This is a genomic window from Hymenobacter nivis (genome assembly GCF_006439025.1).
Taxonomy (GTDB): Bacteria; Bacteroidota; Bacteroidia; order Cytophagales; family Hymenobacteraceae; genus Hymenobacter; species Hymenobacter nivis_A.
Window position 1 is genome coordinate 117446 of record NZ_RCYZ01000009.1, and the last position, 20813, is coordinate 138258.

At 64.5% G+C, this 20813-nt stretch carries 16 protein-coding genes and 2 tRNA genes; 7 read left to right on the top strand and 11 right to left on the bottom strand.

Features of this window, described 5'->3' with window-relative positions; genetic code table 11:
• Positions 1-37: 37 nt before the first annotated feature.
• Complete coding sequence (locus tag EAH73_RS19355; RefSeq protein ID WP_140469077.1) at positions 38-2230, top strand: T9SS type A sorting domain-containing protein; 2193 nt, start codon at positions 38-40, stop codon at positions 2228-2230.
• 108 nt (positions 2231-2338) lie between these two features.
• On the opposite strand, the gene EAH73_RS19360 is transcribed toward EAH73_RS19355, so the two are convergent.
• From EAH73_RS19360 to EAH73_RS19370, 3 genes are all read right to left on the bottom strand, one after another.
• On the bottom strand, positions 2339-3334 hold the full coding sequence (locus tag EAH73_RS19360; protein ID WP_140469078.1) for an AAA family ATPase: 996 nt from the start codon (positions 3332-3334) through the stop codon (positions 2339-2341).
• A 59-nt stretch (positions 3335-3393) separates the two neighbouring features.
• Positions 3394-4086, bottom strand: coding sequence for a GAF domain-containing protein (locus tag EAH73_RS19365; RefSeq protein WP_161599612.1), 693 nt, complete (start codon positions 4084-4086; stop codon positions 3394-3396).
• Between the two features lie 186 nt (positions 4087-4272).
• Positions 4273-4355: transfer RNA gene (locus EAH73_RS19370), tRNA-Leu, on the bottom strand.
• Positions 4356-4442: 87 nt separating this feature from the next.
• On the opposite strand from EAH73_RS19370, the gene EAH73_RS19375 reads away from it, so the two are divergent.
• On the top strand, positions 4443-4676 hold the full coding sequence (locus tag EAH73_RS19375) for a hypothetical protein (RefSeq protein ID WP_140469080.1): 234 nt from the start codon (positions 4443-4445) through the stop codon (positions 4674-4676).
• A 194-nt stretch (positions 4677-4870) separates the two neighbouring features.
• Here EAH73_RS19375 and EAH73_RS19380 read toward each other — a convergent pair.
• Together EAH73_RS19380 and mutS are read right to left on the bottom strand one after the other, a co-directional pair.
• A tRNA-Gly gene (locus EAH73_RS19380) sits at positions 4871-4946 on the bottom strand.
• Positions 4947-5077: 131 nt separating this feature from the next.
• Positions 5078-7732 (bottom strand): DNA mismatch repair protein MutS, encoded by a 2655-nt coding sequence (gene mutS, locus EAH73_RS19385; RefSeq protein WP_140469179.1) that lies wholly within the window; start codon positions 7730-7732, stop codon positions 5078-5080.
• A gap of 216 nt (positions 7733-7948) precedes the next feature.
• Between mutS and EAH73_RS19390 the strand changes: the two genes are divergently transcribed.
• Positions 7949-8482, top strand: a complete 534-nt coding sequence (locus EAH73_RS19390; RefSeq protein ID WP_140469081.1) for an RNA methyltransferase — start codon at positions 7949-7951, stop codon at positions 8480-8482.
• Positions 8483-8514: 32 nt separating this feature from the next.
• Complete coding sequence (locus EAH73_RS19395) at positions 8515-8934, top strand: hypothetical protein (protein WP_140469082.1); 420 nt, start codon at positions 8515-8517, stop codon at positions 8932-8934.
• 60 nt (positions 8935-8994) lie between these two features.
• Here the strand turns inward: EAH73_RS19395 and EAH73_RS19400 are convergent, their stop codons facing one another.
• Positions 8995-9765, bottom strand: coding sequence for a TerC family protein (locus tag EAH73_RS19400; RefSeq protein WP_140469083.1), 771 nt, complete (start codon positions 9763-9765; stop codon positions 8995-8997).
• 98 nt (positions 9766-9863) lie between these two features.
• A complete protein-coding gene (locus EAH73_RS19405; protein WP_140469084.1) occupies positions 9864-10355 on the bottom strand; it encodes a YajQ family cyclic di-GMP-binding protein in 492 nt (163 codons plus the stop codon).
• A 189-nt stretch (positions 10356-10544) separates the two neighbouring features.
• On the opposite strand from EAH73_RS19405, the gene EAH73_RS19410 reads away from it, so the two are divergent.
• Positions 10545-11033, top strand: a complete 489-nt coding sequence (locus EAH73_RS19410; RefSeq protein WP_140469085.1) for a PaaI family thioesterase — start codon at positions 10545-10547, stop codon at positions 11031-11033.
• Positions 11034-11108: 75 nt separating this feature from the next.
• Here EAH73_RS19410 and EAH73_RS19415 read toward each other — a convergent pair whose 3' ends face one another.
• Positions 11109-12137 (bottom strand): NYN domain-containing protein, encoded by a 1029-nt coding sequence (locus EAH73_RS19415; RefSeq protein ID WP_140469086.1) that lies wholly within the window; start codon positions 12135-12137, stop codon positions 11109-11111.
• Between the two features lie 361 nt (positions 12138-12498).
• The gene (locus EAH73_RS19420) at positions 12499-13239 is read right to left on the bottom strand and encodes a metal-dependent hydrolase (protein WP_161599613.1); all 741 of its coding nucleotides are present in this window, start codon (positions 13237-13239) and stop codon (positions 12499-12501) included.
• A 159-nt stretch (positions 13240-13398) separates the two neighbouring features.
• On the opposite strand from EAH73_RS19420, the gene mfd reads away from it, so the two are divergent.
• Together mfd and EAH73_RS19430 are read left to right on the top strand one after the other, a co-directional pair.
• Positions 13399-16812 (top strand): transcription-repair coupling factor, encoded by a 3414-nt coding sequence (gene mfd, locus EAH73_RS19425; protein ID WP_140469088.1) that lies wholly within the window; start codon positions 13399-13401, stop codon positions 16810-16812.
• Positions 16813-16914: 102 nt separating this feature from the next.
• Positions 16915-17241 carry a hypothetical protein gene (locus EAH73_RS19430; protein WP_140469089.1) on the top strand — a complete coding sequence of 109 codons (327 nt, stop codon included), beginning with the start codon at positions 16915-16917 and terminating at the stop codon, positions 17239-17241.
• A 74-nt stretch (positions 17242-17315) separates the two neighbouring features.
• Here the strand turns inward: EAH73_RS19430 and EAH73_RS19435 are convergent, their stop codons facing one another.
• Both EAH73_RS19435 and EAH73_RS19440 read right to left on the bottom strand, forming a co-directional pair.
• On the bottom strand, positions 17316-19844 hold the full coding sequence (locus EAH73_RS19435; protein WP_140469090.1) for a TonB-dependent receptor plug domain-containing protein: 2529 nt from the start codon (positions 19842-19844) through the stop codon (positions 17316-17318).
• 196 nt (positions 19845-20040) lie between these two features.
• Positions 20041-20751, bottom strand: coding sequence for a DsbA family oxidoreductase (locus tag EAH73_RS19440; RefSeq protein ID WP_140469091.1), 711 nt, complete (start codon positions 20749-20751; stop codon positions 20041-20043).
• Positions 20752-20813 lie beyond the last annotated feature (62 nt).

The following is a 20813-nucleotide window of genomic DNA, read 5'->3' on the forward strand; positions in this document are numbered from 1 at the left end:
CAGAGGCGTATTTTTCACATTTCTTCTACCCTTTTTTATGTTGAAACCGCTACTCTTTGCCGCCGCGCCCGCCTGGGTCCGGCGCGGGCTGCTGGCGCTGGCGTTGCTGCCGGCCGTGGGGGCCCAGGCCCAGTCACTGTCGTACCTCCCCGGCGGCGCCGTGAGCGTGGCCGGCACCTACACCGACCTGGGCACGGCGGGCACGGCCATTGCCACGGCCAACGCCGACGACGCCAACTCGGGGGCCCAAAACATTGGGTTTACGTTTAATTTCAACGGCACCGCATTCACGCAGTTTGTGCTGAACACCAACGGCTTCGTGCGGCTAGGAGCCACTGCGCCTTCGACCGGGGCCCTGTTCCTGAGCGAGACGGCGGCCAACGTTGACCCCATCCTCAGCCAAGACCCGGCGGACATCAATATCCTGGCGCCGTTCAACATGGACCTGATGGCGGGCACGGCCGCGGGGGGCACTGAGTACCGGGTGGCCACCACGGGCACGCAGCCCAACCGCGTGTGCACCGTGCAGTGGAAAAACGTGAGCGACAAGGCCGCCGTGGCCGCCACGCAGTACGCCAGCTTCAGCTTCCAGCTCAAGCTGTACGAAGCCGATAACACCATCGATTTCGTGTACGGGCCCACCGTGGCGGGCACGGGCACCCCCGATTTTCGCTACTCGGTGGTGGGCATCAAAGGTTCGGGGCTGGATAACGGCCAAACGGTACTGGCCGAAAAACCAGGCTCGAACCTGCCGTGGTCGGCCACTATGTTCCGCACGGGCTACTACCCTACTACGAACGTTTCCGCGACCACCTTCTCCATCGATTACACCCACAACATTCGCGGCAACGTGCCGGCCGACCTGGGCCGCACGTACCGCTTCACCCAGCTGGGCGTGGTGGTGTACACGCTGGGCACGGTGGCCAGCTACGCCTCGCCGGTGGCCGTGCAGGCCCGGGTCTTCAACAACTCCGCCACCCCGCTCACCAACCTGCCCGTAACGCTGGCCGTGAGCGGGACCACCACGTTCACCAATACCCAGACCGTGGCGTCGCTGGCTGCCGGGGCCTCGGCGCTGGTGACGTTTACCCCCTACCCCCTGTCGGCCACCAGCGGCACCAATACCGTGGCCGTTTCGGTGCCCGCCACGGCCGCAGCACCCACTATTTCGCAAGCCGTCGCGCAGGCAATTTCGCCCACTAACCTGAGCTACCAGGCCCCTAACCTGGACGTTACCAACGGGGTGGGCCTGGCCCAGGCCGGCAATGTGGTGGCCGTGGGCTACCGCACCACTGGGCCAGCGGTGCTCACCACCGTTACCCCCACGTTTTACGGCAGTGGCACGGCGGGCTCGACCTACCAAGTGGTTGTGTACGCCGCGGCCACCGGCGGCCAGCCCGGCGCGGTGCTCTACACCTCGCCCGCACGGCCCCGGCCTTCGGCCAACGCCATCACCCCCGACGCGGTGGCCATTCCGAGCACGCCCGTGAGCGGCAGCTTTTTTGTGGGCGTTAAAACCATTGGGGCCGATAATATCGAGCTGGCCTACCAAGACGAGATTCCGCTCCGGGCAAGCACGTTCTTCCTCAGCACCGACGGCACCACGTGGAGCGACTTGAACGCACAGACCAACATTAGTCCCCGCCTGGCCATCGACGTGACGTTGGGCCCCGGCGCGGCCACCTGCGCCCCCGTAACGGCCCTCACCGCCACGCCCACCGGGGCCACCACCGCCACCGTGGCCTTCACGGCGGGCAGCGGCAACACCAGCTACACCGTGACCTACACGCCCGCCGGGGGTACGGCCCGCACCGTATCGCCAGCCCCCACGGCCTCGCCGGTGCTGCTCACGGGCCTCACTGGGGGCACCGCCTACACGGTATCGGTGGTGGGCAACTGCGGCGGCGGCACGGCCACGGCGGCCACCGCTACCTTCACCACCGGCGTGCCCACGGCCACGCGCAACGCGCTGGGCACCGGCGTGGTGGCCGCGTTTCCCAACCCCGCCAGCCGCGCCTTCACCCTCAGCCTGCCCGCCATAGCCGGGGCCCGCACCGCCGCCGTGGCCCTGTACAATGCCCTCGGCCAGCAGATGCAGGCCCGTACCATCACCCTGGCCCCCGCTGGCACCCAGGCCCTGCTCGACGTGAGTAGCCTGGCCCCCGGCCTCTACACGGTACGCGTGCAGGCCGGCAGCCAATCGGCCAGCTTGCCCGTCACGCTGCAATAGGGCCCTGGGTCATTTAACAAGTAGCAGTTAACATTTAACAGCCGTTCCGCTAGCCAATTAGGCTGGTAGAACGGCTGTTAAATGTTAACTGCTACCTGTTAAATGAAATTAGCTGCTGATGGGCACTTTGCCCAAGATGGCTTCGATTAAATCCTGGGTGCGGATGCCATCGGCCTCGGCCTCGTAGGTGAGCAAGATGCGGTGGTTGAGCACGTCGGCGGCCACGTCCTTGATGTCTTCGGGCAGCACGTAGTCGCGGCCGGCCAGGTAGGCCACGGCCTTGGCGGCGCGGTGCAGGGCAATGCTGGCCCGCGGGCTGGCCCCAAACTGCACGGCCTGCGCGAAGTCGGGCAGGTCGTAGTCAGCCGGGCGGCGGGTGGCAAACACCAACTCGATGATGTACTTCTCGAGCGTTTCGGAAATCTGCACTTGGTTGATTTCCTGTCGGATGCCCTGGATATCGGCCGCCGTCAGCACCGGCTGCACGTCTTCCTGGAAGCTTAGGTTGGCCATGCGGCGCATCACCTCCAGCTCGTCGGCCTTCTTGAGGTAGTCCACGTGCACCTTCAGCATGAAGCGGTCCACCTGGGCCTCGGGCAGCGGGTAGGTGCCCTCCTGCTCCACCGGGTTTTGGGTGGCCAGCACCAGAAAGGGCCGGTCGAGGCGGTAGGTGATTTCGCCGATGGTGACCTGGCCCTCCTGCATGGCTTCGAGCAGGGCGCTCTGCACCTTGGCCGGCGAGCGGTTGATTTCGTCGGCCAGCACAAGGTTGGCGAAGATGGGGCCCTTCTTCACCTCAAACACCGACTGTCCCTGGTTGTAAATCATGGTGCCCACGAGGTCCGACGGCAGCAGGTCGGGCGTGAACTGCACGCGCTGGAAGTGCAGGTTCAGCACCTTGGCCAGGGTGGAAACGGCCAGGGTTTTGGCCAGCCCGGGCACGCCCTCCAGCAAGATGTGGCCGCCCGTGAACAGGCCAATCAGCAGCCGGCCCACCAGCACCTGCTGGCCAATCACCACCTTGCCCATTTCGGTGAACACCCGCTGGATGAGGGCGGGGTAATCGGGCGGCGTGGGGGCAGCGGCGGGGGCAGCGGGCGACATAGGCGGGGGCATGTGAGTGGGGGCGCAAATTACGCCGCCGGCCCGGGGCCCCGGCCGCCCTAGGCGCGCAAGGCCTGAATTTGCTCCGTTAGAACCGCCATCACCCGCAGGCTTTCCTCGCGGGCAGAGGCCTGGTAGGCTTGGGCGGTGGGGCCGTCCTCCGCCTCCCAGGCAGCGAGGGCCCCCAGGGTTTCCAGGCGCGTCACCGAGCTCTCAATGCGGGCGTAGATGGCCTCCCACAGCTGCTGGTTCCAGGTAGGCTGTTGCAGCAGGTGCAGGCGCAGGTCGAGCAGGCCCATCACCACGGTAGCCAAGCGCGCTAACAGCTCCGATTCAGTCTCGCTGAACGTGCGGGCCTCGTGGCCAATCACGCAGAGCACACCGATGGGGTAGCCGGCCTCGGTGCGCAGCGTGTGGCCAGCGTAGAAGCCCAGGTTCAACCGCTTCACTAAGAAGGGGCTAATCAAGTCGCAGGGATGGTCGTGCAGGTTTTCAAAAACGGTGGTTTCCTCGCTTAGCATGGCCACCGAGCACAGGGTTTCGCCCCGGTCCACGCGGTCCATGTCCGGGGGCAACCCGTAGTTGAGGCCCATGCTCACCTCCTCTTCGTCCACAAAAGCCACGATGCCAATGGGCACGTTGAAGAGCTTGGCCGCCAAGCGCACCAGCTCCGAAAACGTTTCGTCCCGCATCGTATTCAGCAGTTGGTAAGGCCGCAACGCCTGCAAGCGCAACGCTTCATCAACAGGCAAAGGCGCAAGAGGAGTTATGTCCATACAATTTTTTCCCGCTAAAGCACAAGGGTGTTACTCAAAGATACATCACTCCCGCCCCAGCCGCCAGCCGCCAGCCGCCAAATAATGCTTTCCCCGCCCGCCGGGGCCCTTTTTTTTAAGCACAAAGCCCCGCTTCCGGGCGGGAAGCGGGGCTTTGCATTGTACCGGAGACGGGGCTCGAACCCGTAAGCCCGTGAAGGCAAGGGATTTTAAGTCCCTCGTGTATACCATTCCACCACTCCGGCATCATCCTTTGTTTTTTACTTCTTGCCACGGTAGTTGTCAGTCAAGGCGTGGCAATTAGGGCAAAGTAACTGCAAATTTGTTAATCGGTGGCCGTTGTTTACGCCATTGGCGTGGTGCAGCACCAGCGGAATCGGCTGTTGCTGCTAGATATTCAAGCCGCATGCTTCGCAGTGATCTGGTTTTACGCCCTCTGCCAGCAACCGCTTTTTCAGGTCATGCGTGAAATTATACGGCGAATTTTCTACCATAATTTCTTCCAGCGCGGCGTTGCGGCCAAAGCTTCGGTAGCGCAGGCCCGTGTTCCAGCCCCAGCAATTTGATACGGGTGTGCACCGTTCTGTAGTTGCCGCCGGCGGGCACCAGGCCGATGCGCCTCAGCACCTGCCGCACCAGCAGGCTCGCGGCTAGCGCTTGCCGGAACTCATTGTCAGTGCTCAGGCATTTGCGGGGGGCGGCCATGGGCGGGGCTAAAACAAAAAAGACGTTGCCGGCGGGCAACGTCTTTTTTCGAACTTGGAGCGGGAGACGAGGTTCGAACTCGCGACCTCGACCTTGGCAAGGTCGCGCTCTACCAACTGAGCTACTCTCGCTTGAGTACCGCTGCGACTAGCGTAGCGGCTAATGGTTTCACAAAGGTAGGGGGATTTTGTCAGGAGGCAAGCCCGGGGCCCAAAAACTTGCCCCTGGCATAGCTTTGGGGCTCATTTTCAGCCTGAAAAATTTATGCGGGGCCCAGCGCCAGCTTCAATTCGTTCAGTTTTAGCAGCGCTTCGATGGGCGTGAGGGTGTTCACGTCGAGGTTTTGGAGCAGCTCGCGCAGGCGTTCCAGGGCCGGGTCGCCGGGCTCAAACATGCTCAGCTGGAGCTGGGGGCGCGGGGCAGTGGCCACCGCCGAGGTGGCGCGGGGCCGGGGCTGGGCCGCCTGGGGCCCCTCCACCGGGGCGACAGCGGGCACGGCGGGGGCCCCTGCGTCGTCGGCGCCGGCGCTGGTGCGCTCCACTTCGAGGTGGTGCATGATTTCGTTGGCCCGCAGCACCACGGCGGTGGGCATGCCGGCCAGCCGCGCCACGTGGATGCCGAAGCTGTGCTCGGAGCCACCGGCCTGCAGCTTGCGCAGGAACAGGATGCGGCCGTCGGCTTCCTTCACGGCCACGTTGTAGTTGCGCACCCGGGGGCAGTCGTCGGCCAGCTGGTTCAGCTCGTGGTAATGGGTGGCAAAGAGGGTTTTGGCCTTGGCTTTGGGGTTGTTGTGCAGGTGCTCGACGATGGCCCAGGCAATGCTGATTCCGTCGTAAGTACTTGTTCCCCTGCCAATTTCGTCCATCAGCACCAAGCTTCTATCCGAGAGGTTGTTGAGGATGGAGGCGGTTTCGGTCATCTCCACCATGAAGGTACTCTCGCCCTTGCTCAGGTTGTCGGAGGCCCCCACGCGGGTAAAAATCTTGTCGATGATGCCCACCGTGGCGCTTTCGGCGGGCACGAAGGAGCCGATTTGGGCCAGCAAGACAATGAGGGCCGTCTGACGCAGCAGGGCCGACTTGCCGGCCATATTGGGGCCCGTAATCACCACAATCTGCTGGTCGGTCTGGTCGAGGCAGATGTCGTTGGGGATGTAGCTTTCGCCGGGCGGCAGCTGGCGCTCAATCACCGGGTGGCGGCCCTGCTTGATGTCGAGCACGGTGCCGTCGTTCACGATGGGGCGCACGTAGCGGTGCTGGCGGGCCGTGAGGGCAAAGCTGGCCAGGCAGTCCATCACGCCGATGGCGCGGGCGTTTTGCTGAATCTGGGGCACGAAGTCAAGCGCGCTCAGCACCAAATCGGTGTAGATGCGCTGCTCAATGACGAACAATTGCTCCTCGGCGTGGAGGATTTTTTCCTCGTAGGTTTTCAGCTCCTCGGTTACGTAGCGCTCGGCGTTCACCAGCGTCTGCTTGCGAATCCATTCGGCGGGCACCTTGTCCTTGTGGGCGTTGGTGACTTCCAGGTAGTAGCCAAACACCTTGTTGTAAGCTACTTTCAGCGACGAGATGCCCGTGTTGCGCTGCTCGCGCACTTGCAGCTGCAAGAGGTAGTCTTTGCCCGAAAACGCCAGCCCGCGCAGCTCGTCCAGCTCCGCGTCCACGCCATCGTTTAGCACGCCGCCCTGGTTGGTGAGCAAGGGCGCATCGGCCTTGATTTTGGCCTGAATCTCTTTGCGCAACGCCAGGCAGGGATTGAGCTGGTCGGCCAGCTTTTCGAGGGCCCGCACGCCGGATGCGGCCAGGCGAGCGCGCATGGGCTCCACGGCCTCCAGGGCCCGGGCCAACTGGAGCAGCTCGCGGGGATTCACGCGACGCACGGCCACTTTGCTGATGAGGCGCTCTAAATCATTGATTTGGCGCAGGTGCTGCGTCAGGTCGGCCAGCAGGTCCTCGTCGGCCACCAGGGCCCCCACGGTGTCGAGGCGGCGCTGGATCTGGCCCGCTTCCTTGAGCGGCAGCACCACCCATTTGCGCAGCAGCCGGGCCCCCATCGGCGTCAACGTCTGGTCTAATATGTCAATCAGGGGCACGCCGCCGGGGTGCTGGGCCTGAATCAGCTCCAGGTTGCGCACCGTGAAGCGGTCGAGCCACACGTACTTGTCCTCTTCCAGGCGGCCCAGGCTGGCGATGTGGCTGAGGTTGGCGTGCTTGGTTTCGGCCAGGTAGTGCAGGATGCAGCCGGCGGCAATCACGCCCTCCTTCAGGTTATCAACCCCGAAGCCCTTGAGCGAGGTAGTGCGGAAGTGGCGCGTGAGCGTGTCGTGGGCGTAGTCGGGCCCGAACACCCACTCATCCAGCGCATACGTGCAGAAATCGGGGCCGAAGTGCCGCTCAAAATCGCTCCGGTTCTGCTTGCAAAACAGCACCTCGGCGGGCCCGAAGTTTTGCAGCAGCTTGCCGAGGTAGCCGATGTCGCCCTGGGCCACCAGGAACTCGCCGGTGCTGATGTCGAGGAACGAAATACCGGCCTCGGCTTTGCCGAAGTGAATGGCAGCCAGGTAGTTGTTGGCGCGGCGCTCCAGCACGTTGTCGTGCAGGCTCACGCCGGGCGTCACCAGCTCCGTTATTCCTCTTTTGACCAAACCCTTGGCTTGCTTGGGGTCTTCGAGCTGGTCGCAGATGGCCACGCGCTGGCCGGCGCGCACCAGCTTGGGCAGGTACGTGTCGAGCGAGTGATGCGGGAAGCCGGCCAGAGGTACTTCACTGGGCGTGCCGCCCCCGCGCTTGGTGAGGGTGATGTCGAGGATGCGGCTGGCCGTCACGGCGTCCTCGCCGAAGGTTTCGTAAAAATCGCCCACCCGAAACAGCAGCACCGCGCCCGGGTACTGGGTTTTGAGCTGGTAATACTGCTTCATCAGGGGCGTGTCGATCACCGGCGCGGCGGTGAAGTGGTCGGGGCCCACGGACTTGATGACGAATTCTTTTTTGGGAGCGGACAAGGCGAAAAAACCTGGGCGCGAAGCCGGGGCTTCGGGCAGTGTGGAGGCAATGAGGAGCGGGCGGCGGGGGCCCCGGCGGGGCCCCAGGGCCCCTAACGCGGAACGCGCCGCGGCACGTTCCTACCTTTGGCCATGCGAAAACTTACCATGGCCGAGCTGAACCGCGTGGCGGTGGCCGACTTCAAAAGTACGCCCAAAAGCCCCGTGGTTTTGGTGATGGACAACGTGCGCAGCCTGCACAACGTGGGCGCCGTGTTCCGCACCGCCGACGCTTTTGCGCTCGAAAAAATCTGGCTCTGCGGCATCACCGGGCGGCCGCCGCACCGCGAAATCACCAAAACGGCCCTGGGCAGCGAGGCCGCCGTGGCCTGGGAATACGCCCCCGAAACGGCCGACGCCGTGGGGGCCCTAAAAGCGGCTGGTTACCAAGTAGTGGCCGTGGAGCAAACCACGGGCAGCGTGCCGCTGCCGCAGTTTCGGCCCGAGCCGGGCCGGCCGCTGGCCCTGGTGCTGGGCAACGAGGTATTCGGCGTCGACGACGCCGTACTGGCCCTGTGCGACGTGGCCGTGGAAATCCCACAGTTCGGCACCAAGCACTCGCTGAACGTGGGCGTGGCCGCCGGCGTGGTGCTCTGGGACGTACTGGTGAAGCTGGGCGTGGTATAACGCCCCAGCCCGCTTTTCCCCTGCCCTAACCCATGCCCGATTTTCTTCGCTCCGACGACCAGCTGCGTGCCCTGCGCCCCCTGGTGCCCACCGAAACGCCCGCCGACGCGGCCCTCGATACCGTGGGCGACTTCCTGCACGCCACGCTGCGCCCCGTGCTGAAGCTGCAAAATGCGCTGCTGCTGGCCGCCGTGGCCGACTTCGTGCGCGACCACCACATCGCGCTGGCCACCGCCGACGCCCCCACCCAGCAGCGCCTACTGGCCGAACTGCTGGGCCGCAACACCAAGCTGCGCTACACCATCATTGGCTTGGCCACGGCCCTGTTCACGGCCGCCGAATACGCCTACTACCGCACCCAGCGCCCCGAGCTAAACCGGCGCCTGCTGGAGCTGGCCCGGCAGCGGGTGCTGGGCCAGGCGGCGGCCGTGGGGGCCCTGGCCGCGGCCTAACAAAAAAGCGGTGGGGCCCCTGGGGGCCCCACCGCTTTTAGCACTTTTGCCATGCAGGCGCTACTCGTATTCTGAGTTGCGCAGCTGCACGGCGTCCATGTTTTTGCGCATCCGCATGTTCAGCAGCTCCACTACGAGCGAGAAGAACATGGCGAAGTACACATAGCCCTTGGGCACCTCCTGGTGGGCGGCTTCGAGCACCAGCATACCCCCGATCATAATCAAAAAGGCTAGGGCCAGCACTTTAATGCTGGGGTTGCGGTTCACAAAATCGGCCACCACGCCCGAGAAGGCCAGCATGATGCCCATGGCCAGCACCACGGCGGCAATCATCACCAGCACGTTGCTTACCAGGCCCACGGCCGTGAGGATGGAGTCGAAGCTGAACACAATGTCGATGATGACGATTTGCACAATGACGCCCGCCATTGTGGTGCCGGCCTTGCCAGTGCCGGCCGTGTCGTCGTCGTGGCCTTGCAGCTTTTCGTAGATCTCCACGATGCTCTTGTAAAGCAAGAACAAGCCCCCGGCCATCAAAATCAGATCGCGGCCTGTGACGCCGAAGGGGCCCTCTTCCGTCTGAATGGGCAGCGTGAAGAGCGGGGCCCGCAGGCTCACAAGCCACGAAATACTGGTGAGCAAGGCGATGCGGAACACCAGGGCCAACAGCAAGCCAATGGTGCGCCCGCGGGGCTGCTGCTCGCGCGGCAGCAGGTTCACGACGATGGAAATGAAGATGATGTTGTCGATGCCCAGCACGATTTCCATGAACGTGAGGGTCAGCAGGCTAATCCAGGTTTGCAGTTGCCCGAAGGCGGAGAAGTCGTACATAAATCAAATGTGAAGATGCAAGAACGTGAAAATGTGAAAAATGTGACGGCAAGCAGACCAGCTATTTCGCACATTTCACATCGCCTCATTTCACATTTTTAGCTTTTCATGTTTACGAACTGCAGCGGCAAGCCGATGTCGGAGCGGCGCAGCACGGCAATGGCGGCCTGTAAGTCGTCGATTTTTTTGGCCGTAACGCGTACCTGGTCGTCCTGCATTTGGGCCTCTACCTTCACCTTGGCGTCCTTAATGGCCTTGATGATTTTGCGGCCGAAATCTTTGTCCACGCCGGCGCGCACCTTGATGGTTTTTTTGATGAGCTGGCCGCTGGGCTGCTCGTCGGCCGTGAAGTCGAGGCTTGTGCCGTCGATGCCCTGCTTCACCACGCGGCCCAGCAAAATATCTTCGAGGGCCTTCACGCGCATCGAGTTTTCGGAGGACAGCAGGATGGTGTTTTCTTTCTTGTTGAGCTCGATGCCGCCTTTGGTGTCGCGCAGGTCGTAGCGGGTAAGAAGTTCTTTTTGGGCCGTATTCACCGCGTTTTCGAGGGTTTGCGGGTCTACTTTGCTCACGATATCGAAGGATGCCATGTCGGAATTTTAAATTAAAGTACGGATGAAGCGGCCGCCACCCGGCGCGAAGATAGCCGGGGCCCGGGTGCTTCTTTGCGCCCAGCCCCGGGGCTCCGGCCGGCCGAAACGGCCTTGTAGTACGCGCCGGGCCGCCGGGCGTTGCCCGCGCCGCCGGGGCCCCGGCGGTTGTTGCTTACCTTCCGCCCCATGCCTCCCCTCCCCGACCTGGCCGCCATGGTGGCCGTGTACAACCAAATCAACCGCTACGGCCGCGCCAACGGCATGGTGCTGGCCGTGCCGGGCCCCGGCCAGGCCGACTACCGGATGCGCGTGCTTCCCGAGCATTTGTCGTCACCGAACACGTGCCACGGCGGCGTGCTGGCCGGCCTCATGGACGCGGCCCTCGGCGCGGCGGCCCTCACGCTGGCCTTCACCACCCAGGAACTGGTGGCTACCGTCGAGTTTAAGATGAACTACTTGCACCCCGTGCACCTGCACGACGAGCTGCGCGCCGAAGGCCGCGTGGAGCACACCGGCCAGCGCCTGCTGGTGAGCAGCTGCGTGGTATACCGGGTGGTGGCCGGGGCCCCCGATGTGGCCGTGGCCCGCGGCCTGGGCACCTTCAACCGCTACCCGGCCAGCAAGCGCGACTTTGCCGATCTGCTCCGGGGCCCCCAATCCGACCACATTCGGTAGCCCGCGGCGGGGGCGCCAAAAGAAAAAGCGCCGCGGGGGCCCCGCGGCGCTTTTACATATTTATACCAAACTGGCTTACAGCTCAACGGGCACCGTTTGCAGATCGGGCTCGGATTCGGGCTCGTAGTCGTCGGTTTCCGACAGCTGGGGGGCCGTTACCTTGCGCACGTTGCGGGCGCAGTCCTCGTCGCGGTGGTTGCGGCCCACCGTGAACTCCACCCAGTCGCCCTCGCGCAGGTCGTTGAAGTCGCCCTCGGTGAGGTCGGCGTAGCTGAAGAACAAATTGTTGGGCGGCATCACCACGAAGCCGAAGCCGTTTTTCAGGTTCTTGATGGTGCTCATGCCGGTGGTACCCACGGGGCCCGCGGCGGTGGGGCCGTTGGGGCGGGCGGGCTTGGGGGCGGCGGTGGCGGCAGCCATGGTGCTGGGGGCAAACGCGGCCGGCTCCGACTGGCTCACGAACAGGGCCTCCACTACTTCGTCCTGTGCGGTCAGGCCGCGGTCAATCACGGCGTGCATGGCCACGGGGTAGGTCACCTGCTCCAGCAGCTGCTGCGAGGCGCGCGTCACGCGGGTTTCGCCCTTGAAGTCTTCGTACTTGAAGTCCCAGTTCAGCAGCATCACGCGGGTGCCCACGGTGTTGAGCTTGCGGATGAGGGGCACGTAGTCCGAGTCGCCGGCGATGAGCACCACCACGTCGAGGGTTTTGTGCAGGGCCAGCTCCAGGGCCTCCAGCGATAGCCACACGTCGATGCCCTTTTCCTGCAAGCGGCCGTCGCGGGTTTTCAGGGGCATGTAGTGGGTGCTCACGCCCAGGTTCATCAAAATATCGTCGAGCAGGCGGTCGTGAAACAGGCGGTCTTTGTCGCGGGCCTCGGTGGCCGAGAGGCGGCCTCGGAAGAAGTGCGCGTCGGTAATCTGCGCCAGGCGCACATCTACGTCCTCTTCCTCGGCCACCTGGTGGCGGATAAACTCGTGCAGGCCTTCGAGGCTGATGCGCGCCTTCCGCTCGTGCTGGAAATAGTAATAGTCGCTGATTTTTAAAAAATAATTGCCGTCGTAAAACACGCCGACGCGAATCAGGGGGCTATTCATCTGGTTCATGCGGATGGGGTAGTAAAATATTAGTAAATGAGAGACGTTTTAGGTGAGACAGGCGGACAGGGCCCCGCTGCGCGGGCCAAAGCGGCGGCGCGGAACGGAGCGGGTCAGGAGTGGGTGGGGGAGAGCCGGCGGCCGAGAACCGGGCCGGCTGGGGGCCCCAGCGGGCCATTAATTAATAGTTATAGTGACTAATTAAGCGTGGCCCGGGCCAGCAGAACCAATTAATAACGAAGAAATAACGTATAAATCGGCAATTGCCTCCCGCCCCTTCCGCACATATCCGCTGCGAAGCTAATAGCCCTTGCCGACTAATGCAACCGATTGCCGGTTTCTTTTACACCCGAAGCACAGAAAATAGCAGCTAAAATCCTATTTTGCCCATTATCAGGCCCAGCACCAGCAGCGCGTAGCCAGCGCAAATACTTACTTCGAGCACGTTGCCGGCGGCCGAGCCCGTGCGGATAAGTGGTACTTTAAAGGCATAGTTGAGCAGCGGAAACAGCCAGCGCACGCCCGCTTTGGTGAGGGTGTCGGCCACGAGGTGCGAGGCGTAGCCGGTGCCCGCAAACAGGGCCACGCCGCGCCAGCCCAGGTGGTGCTCGGCCAGGTAGCCGATGTAGGTCCAGAAGGCAGTGGCCCAGATGGTGTGCGTCCAGGAGCGGTGGCTGGTGAAGGGCGCCAGGGCGATGAACGCGCCCAGCAAGCTCAGCCACACCTGCCCGGCGTAGAGGCCCGCCACGCCCGTGCCCAACCCCGTGAAGAGCAGCGCTAGCCGCCGCGTGGAGCCCCCCTGCAAGCCCGCCCCCAGCAGCGCAAAGCCCAGGGCAATAAGGTAGTACAAGCGCTGCCCGCCGCCCACGTGCAGGTGCAAATAGCTATAGGTAGCAATGACCAGCGCCGCCGCCACGAAGGCCCAGCGCACGTAGTGCTGCGCAAAGCCCAGGCGCTGGCTCAGGCGGCTTTCGGGGTGGTCGAGGTCGGGGGCCAGGGCCGAGAAGCCAGCCAGGGCCACGCCGGCCAGCGACGCCGGCACGCCCGGAACCAGCCCGGCGATGGCCACGCCCGTAATCAGGCCGATGGCTAGATGAGAAGATCCGCGCACTAAAAATTGACTAACAATAAAAGGGGCGCAAAGCTACGCGGCCCGCCCGCGGGGGCCCCGGAAACCTTCGTTGGGCCCCGGGTGTATTGAAGGGGCCAGCCCGGCCGGAACGCGTTCCGGCCGGGCTGCTGTACGTGTTTTCGCCTAGCCCCGCCCGTTGTGCAAGTAGTTGACTTTCTGCGTTTATACCGCCTCTCGCCCGAAATCCAAACCCTGGCGGCCCGCCTGCGCGAGGCCGCCAAGCCGGCCCCCGGTGGTGTGCGCCTGCACCTGCGCGGCCTGGTGGGCAGCCAAGACGCGGTGGTGGCCGCCGCGGCCGCCAACCCCCAGCACGCCCACGTGTTTGTGCTGCACGACAAAGAGGAAGCAGCTTATTTCTTGGCCGATTTGCAGCACTTGCTGCCCGAGGGCAGCGAGGCGCTGCTGTTCCCCAGCTCGTACAAGCGGCCCTACCAGTTCGACGAAACCGAGAATGCCAACGTGCTGATGCGCGCCGAGGCCCTGAACCGCCTCAACACGGTGCGCGGCGGCGCGGCGGGCCAGGGCGTTTTCATCGCTACGTACCCGGAGGCCCTGACGGAGAAGGTCATCAACCGCCAGAGCCTGGTAAAGAACACGTTCACGGCCAAGACGGGCGACAAGCTGGACGTGAATTTCTTGGGCGAACTGCTGGGCGAGTACGATTTTGAGAAGACGGATTTTGTGTACGAAGCCGGCCAATACGCCGTGCGCGGCGGCATCGTGGACGTGTTCAGCTACGCCAACGACCTGCCGTTTCGGCTGGAATTGTTCGGCGACGAGATTGAGAGCATCCGCACGTTCAACCCCGAAACGCAGCTCTCGGTGGAACCGCGGCCGCAGGTGAGCATCATTCCGAACGTGCAAACCAAGCTGTTGCAGGAAAAGCGGGAGGCATTTTTTGAGTTTTTGCCCCCCACAGCCTGCCTGTGGGTGAAGGACGTGCGCCAGACGCTGGACGTGGTGGCGGACTTGTTTGAGAAGGCAGAAACCAACTTCCAGGCGATGCTGGGCGAGGGCGGCGGGATGCAGATTGTGAGCAAGCCGGCCGACTTGTTCGAGTCGGGCAAGAACTTCAAGAAGTCGCTCGACGGGTTTGCGGTGGTGGAGTTTGGCAAGCGGTTCCACTTCAAGAACGCCGATTCGTTTCAGTTTGCGGCCAAGCCGCAGCCGAGCTTTAATAAGGAATTCCCGCGCATGGCGAAGAATCTGCGCGAGAACCAGGTGCGCGACTTCACCACGATAATTGCCGCCGATACGGTGCGGCAGGCCGACCGGCTGCGCACCATTTTCGACGAGATTGACAACAACGTGCAGTTCCAGCACCTGCTGCTGGCCCTGCGCGAGGGCTACGTAGACGAGCAGATGGGCCTGGCCGTGTACACCGACCACCAGCTGTTTGAGCGCTACTACAGGGCCCAGGAAACCAAGAAGTTCTCGAAGAAAAAAGCGCTGACGCTGCGCGAGCTGAAGACCTTGCAGCCCGGCGACTACGTGACGCACCAAGACTACGGCATTGCCCGGTTCGCGGGCCTGACGCAGGTGGACATCAACGGGCAGATTCAGGAGGCCATCCGGCTGGTGTACCGCGACGACGACGTGCTGACGGTGAGCATCCACGCGCTGCACAAAATTGCCAAGTACAGCGGCGCCGAGGGGGCCCCACCGAGCATGAGCAAGCTGGGCTCGCCGGAGTGGGAGAACAAGAAGCGGGCAGTCAAGAAGAAAGTGAAGGACATTGCGGCCGACCTTATCCGACTGTATGCCAAGCGGAAGACGGCCCCGGGCTTCGCGTTTTCGGCTGATGGCTTCATGCAGGCCGAGTTGGAATCGAGCTTCATTTACGAGGACACACCCGACCAGGCCAAGGCCACCGAGGACGTGAAGCACGACATGCAGCAGCCCCACCCGATGGACCGCTTGGTGTGCGGCGACGTGGGCTTCGGCAAGACGGAAGTGGCGATTCGGGCGGCGTTCAAGGCCGTGGCCGATGGCAAGCAGGCGGCGGTGCTGGTACCGACGACCATTTTGGCGATGCAGCACTACAAGACGTTCCGCGACCGGCTGGCCACGCTGCCCGTGACGGTGGAGTACGTGAACCGCTTCAAAACCACGAAGCAGATCAAGGAAACCTTGCAGCGCGTGGCGGAGGGTAAAACCGACATCCTCATCGGCACGCACCGGCTCACCAATAAGGACATTGTTTTCAAGGACCTCGGGCTGCTCATCATCGACGAAGAGCAAAAGTTTGGTGTGAAGACCAAGGACAAGCTCAAGGAACTGAAGGTGAACGTGGACACGCTCACGCTTTCGGCCACACCGATTCCGCGGACGCTGCACTTTTCGCTGATGGGGGCCCGGGACTTGAGCGTGATTGCCACGCCGCCGCCCAACCGCCAGCCGGTGCAAACCGAGTTGCACGTGTTCGACGAGCTCATCATCCGCGATGCGGTGGCACGCGAGCTGAAGCGCGGCGGGCAGGTGTTTTTCGTGCACAACCGCATCAAGGACATAGAGGAAGTGGCGGGCATGATCCTGCGCCTCGTGCCCGACGCCAAGATTACCTACGCCCACGGCCAGATGGAGGGCGACATGCTTGAAAAGCGCATGATGAAATTTGTGGAGGGCGAGTACGACGTGTTGGTGAGCACGAGCATCATCGAGAGCGGGCTCGACATTCCGAACGCCAACACCATCATCATCAACCGCGCGCACCTGGCCGGCCTCAGCGACTTGCACCAGATGCGGGGCCGCGTGGGCCGCTCCAACCGCAAGGCGTACTGCTACTTGCTAACGCCGCCCGTGGCCAACCTGCCCGCCGACGCCCGCAAGCGCCTGAGCACGCTGGAGGAGTTTTCGGACCTCGGCGCGGGCTTCAACGTGGCCATGCGCGACCTCGACATTCGGGGGGCCGGCAACCTGCTGGGCGGCGAGCAGAGCGGCTTCATCAACGACCTGGGCTACGAAACCTACCACCAGATATTGGACGAGGCGGTGCGTGAACTCAAGGAAACCGAGTTTAAAGACCTGTTCCTGGGCGACTCGAACCAGCGCTTGCAAGCTGCCGCCGGGGCCGCCCGCAACCACGAGTGCAGCGTGGAAACCGACCGCCAAGTGCTGATACCGGACCGCTACGTGAGCAACGTGTCGGAGCGATTGCAGCTGTACGCCAAGCTCGACCGGGCCGAGAAGCCCGAGGCCCTGCGCAAGCTGCTGGCCAGTATGGTGGACCGCTTCGGGCCCCTACCGGCCGAGGTGGAGCAGCTGGCCGACTTGGTGCGGCTGCGCTGGCAGGCCGGCCGCCTGGGCTTTGCCAAGCTCACGCTGAAGCGAGACACGCTGAAAGGCTACCTGCCCGCGGGCCCCGACCACCAGGCGTACTTCCAGGGCGACCAGTTTGGCGACATCCTCAACTACGTGCAGACCCACGCCCGAAGCGCCAGCATGAAGGAACGTAAAGAGCAGCTGGTGATTACGTTCGAAGAAGTGAAGTCCATCCCGCAGGCCAAAAAGGTACTGGCCGAGCTCGGCAGTGCCGAACTGGTGGAGGCGTAGTGCTTGCGAAAGACGTGAAATGAAGGGCCTGGGGGCCCAACGCGGCGGCCGGAACGCCGTAAGCTTAGCTAAGATTTTCGCATTCCCACGCTCCTATTTTTTATGAAAAAGGTCCTTCTTTTAGCCGCCCTGGCGGCCAGCATTACCGCGGCATCGGCCCAGTCGGGCAAGCCCGCCGGCACCACCAGCAAGCCCAAAGGCGATAATTCCTACGGGCAGCCTTCGGCGTCTACCGCTGCGCCCAACGGCCCGGTAAACGCCGGCGTAAAGCCCGGCCAGAAAGTGAACACGGCCCCCGCCACGGGCGCTAACCGCGCCTCACGTTCCAGCTCCACCACCAAGGCAGCCAACCAGGGCACGGCCACGGCCAGCGATGCGCCGCAGTCGATGCACAAGAACGCCGCCGTGAAGCCCGGCGCGAAGAAATAATCTTCGGCAACGCCCCAAAAGAAAAGGCCCTGCGCACGTGCGCAGGGCCTTTTCTTTTGGGGCCCGGGGCGGCGCTACTTGCCTTGCACCGTTACGGTGGCGGTGCCGCGCACGGGCTGGCCCGCGGCCGTGACGCCCTCGACGGTGGCGCGGAACGTACCGCTCACGTCGGCCGTGAAGAAAGTGAGCGAGGCCTCGCCGGCGGCGTTGGTGCGCGCCGTGGGGTTCCAGTAGAGCGACGTGCGGCGCGGGTCGGGGCCCGGGGCGGTGAGCGTAGGGGCCCCGTAGCGGGGCGCGTAGAACTCGCGGGCCTGGTAGTAGCCGGGCAGCCGCACGGTGGCAATGCCCGGGGCGGGACCCTTGTCGGCACCCTTGTATTTGGGGTCGGCGCGCTTGGTGTAGATGGCGATGACGCCACCGCTACTACCAAAAATAGCGGCTTCGTTGCCCTTGAATACCTCCACCGATTGGATATCGGTCGATACGAGGGTGTTAATCACGTCGGCGTCTACCCGCTGGCCGTCGAGGATGAACTGCGGCGTGCCCTGGTTGCGGATTTGGATGGACATGTTGGGCGGGCTGCCGCTGATGGTGAGGCCGGCCACGCGCCCTTGCAGCACCTGCAGCACGCTCAGGCCCGACTGCGCCGTCGGGTTGCTGGCAAAGTCCACCACGGTGCCGCCCGTAGCTCCGTAGAGGCGGCGGGGGTCGTCGGCGGGCACAGCTACGCGCTTGGCGGTCACGGCCACGTTGTCGAGCAAAATGTTGCGGGCCACCATGCCGGCGGGGTGCCGCGAGGGGTCCATTTCGTGCTCGTCGGCCTGCTGCTGGCGGCTGCGCTTCACGTAGTCGGTGATGGCCGCGGGCGGGGTGGGCAGCGGCGGCAGCCGCAGCTTCTCCACCGACGGGCCGGTGTCGGGCCGGATCACGACGTTGGAGCCGCCCTGCGCGCGCCGGGCCTGCAAGGTTACGATGGCGGTGTCACGCCCATCAAAGCCCACGAAGCGGAAGCGGCCGGCGGCGTTGGTGACGCCCGTGGTGACCTGCCGGACGGGCCGGCTTTCGATGAACGTGAGCTGGCTGTTGGGAATGGGGCGGTAGCCGTGCTCGCTCAGCACCTGCCCGCCCAGCGCCAGGGCCTGGTCGGCGGGGTATTCGAGGTACACGGCCTGGCCGCTCACCACGTTTTTCCACACGAAGCGCCGCCAGCCCTGCGTGAGCAGCAGGTCGTCGAGGGCGCCGGCGGTGGCCGCGGTGGGGTTTTGGAAGTAGTAGCCGGGGCCCTCCACGTAGCCCGCCAGGTCGGAGGTGAGCAGCAGGTTCGAGGCCACGGTTTCGGCCGTGGGGTCGAGGTTGGCCGAAGCCGCGTCCACCACCGACACCGAGAAGTTGGTGCCGGCCAGGGGTTGGCCGGCAGCGTCGGCCACCTTCACCTTCAGCTGCACCGGGGCCCGCAGGCCGTAGGGGGTGGTTTGGCTGGGCGTGAGGGCGGCGGGCAGGGCAGCCAGCCCGTTTTGCACGAAGGCCAGGCGCTCGGCCTGCGGCGTGCCCTGCCCATCGACCAGCGTAAGGTGCAGGATGCCGTTGGGGTAGCGGGCCTTGGCCACCTTCCAAGTAGCGGGGGCCGTGCCGATGGGCCGCGGGGCCATGTACACCAAAAAGCCGCGCACCTCCGTCAGCAGCATTACCGGGCCGGGGGCGGGGGCCCCGGCGGGGCCCTGGTAGCGGGCCTCCACGGTGTAGTCGGGGCCGGCGTCGATTACGTGCAGGGCGTAGCCGCTGGCTTGCACGGCGGGCAGGGCGTAGTCGGCGGTGCCGCCGCCGGGCAGGGCCACCCGGGCGCGGTAGTGCTGGCCGGCGGCGGGCGTGAGGGCGAAGTGCCCCATGCCCAGGTGCGTGGTGGCAAAATTGGCCACCACGGCCACGTTGCGGTCGTCCATTATCTGGGCCTTCACGTTCACGCCGCGGCCGTTGGCGTCCACGGCTTTGCAGGCCACCACGGCGGGCAGGCCGGCCACCAGGGCCCCGCCCTCGGGGAAGAACTGCACGTCGGGCCGGCCGGCGGGCAGGGCGGCGGTGCCGGCGGCGGCGCGGCGCAGGGTGGGCGGCGGCGGGGCGTTGGCGGTGTAGGGCGAAGCGGCCCACACCTGCAAGCGCCGGTTGAACACGAACTCGTCGCCGGCGTTGCGCATCCAGTTGGTGTAGGCGCGCAACTGGTAGGTGCCGGCGGCCAGCGTGTCGGCCACGTCGAGGTCGCCGTAGGCGCGGCCGCCCTGCAGGCGCAGGGTGCGCTGGGCCACTATTTTCTGCTCCGGCGACACTAAGTCAACGTACAGCACCTTGCTCAGCGAGTCGGCCTGGTGGCGCAGGCCGTCTACCACGTAGGCGCTGAACCAGATGGTTTCGCCGGTGGCGTACACCGGCTTGTCGAGGTGCAGGTAGGCTTTTTCGGGCAGCACGGTGGCGTAGTACTCGCTCACCTGGCGGGCCAGCCGCTGCAGGATGCTCTCATCAGCCGGGCGGGGCCGGGCGGCCCCCAGCGCCAGTAGGCCGCCGCCCGCGAGCAGCGCCAGGGCCCCATTCCGGGAAAAATTTGCGTTCATGGGGGAAAGCTAGTGAGGAATCGGGCCGCTGGCCCCAAACAGGGCCCCCGGCCAGGTGGCGAAAAAGTGAAGCCCCCGGGGCCCCCAACGCCAAACGGGCCCCGCCAGTGCTGGCGGGGCCCGTTATTTTAGCAGCTGCTGAAGACTCAGGCGGCGGTTCAGCACGGGTTGGTCCAGCGCCAAGAATTATAACGTCCTAGTCGCAGCCGTCGGGGCCGCAGGCGGGGCCGTCGGCCTGGCCGGCCACGGCCACCAGCTGGGACTTGGCGGCCTGGGCTTCGTCCCACACTTTGCCCAGCACCTCGGCAAACAGCTCGGCCGGTTGGGCCCCCGATACGGCGTATTTGTCTTCGAACACAAAGAACGGCACGCCGCGCACCCCAATCTGCTGGGCCTGGTACTCGTCGTAGCGCACGGCTTCGGCGTAGGTGCCGGCGGCCAGCGCCTGGCGGATTTCGGCGGCGTCGAGGCCCACTTCAGCACCCAGTTCAACCAAGGTTTCGAGGTCGTTCAGGTCGCGGCCCTGGGTGTAGTAGGCGGCCATAAGGCGCTCCTTGGTGGCGTCTTGGCGGCCGTGGTGGGCCCCCAGGTGCACGAGCTGGTGGGCCAGAAACGTGTTGGCCGGCACGGCGCGCTCGAAGTCGTAGGCCAGGCCCACTTCCTGGGCGATGCCGGTCATGTGGTCGTTCATGCGGCGGCCCTCGGCGGGCGACACGCCTTTTTTAGCGGCCAGAGAGTCGTGGATGCTTTGGCCGGGCACGGGCTGGAAGTCTGGCGTCAGCTCGAAGCTGCGCCACACCACTTCCACCGCCTCGGGGTGGCCAAATTGCCGGAGGCCGTCTTCAAACCGGCGCTTGCCGATGTAGCAAAACGGGCACACCACGTCGGACCAGATTTCAACTTTCATAACGCTTATAGAATTTCAGATGCAACAAAAAACCGCCCCCAGCGGCGCTGGTGGGCGGCGAT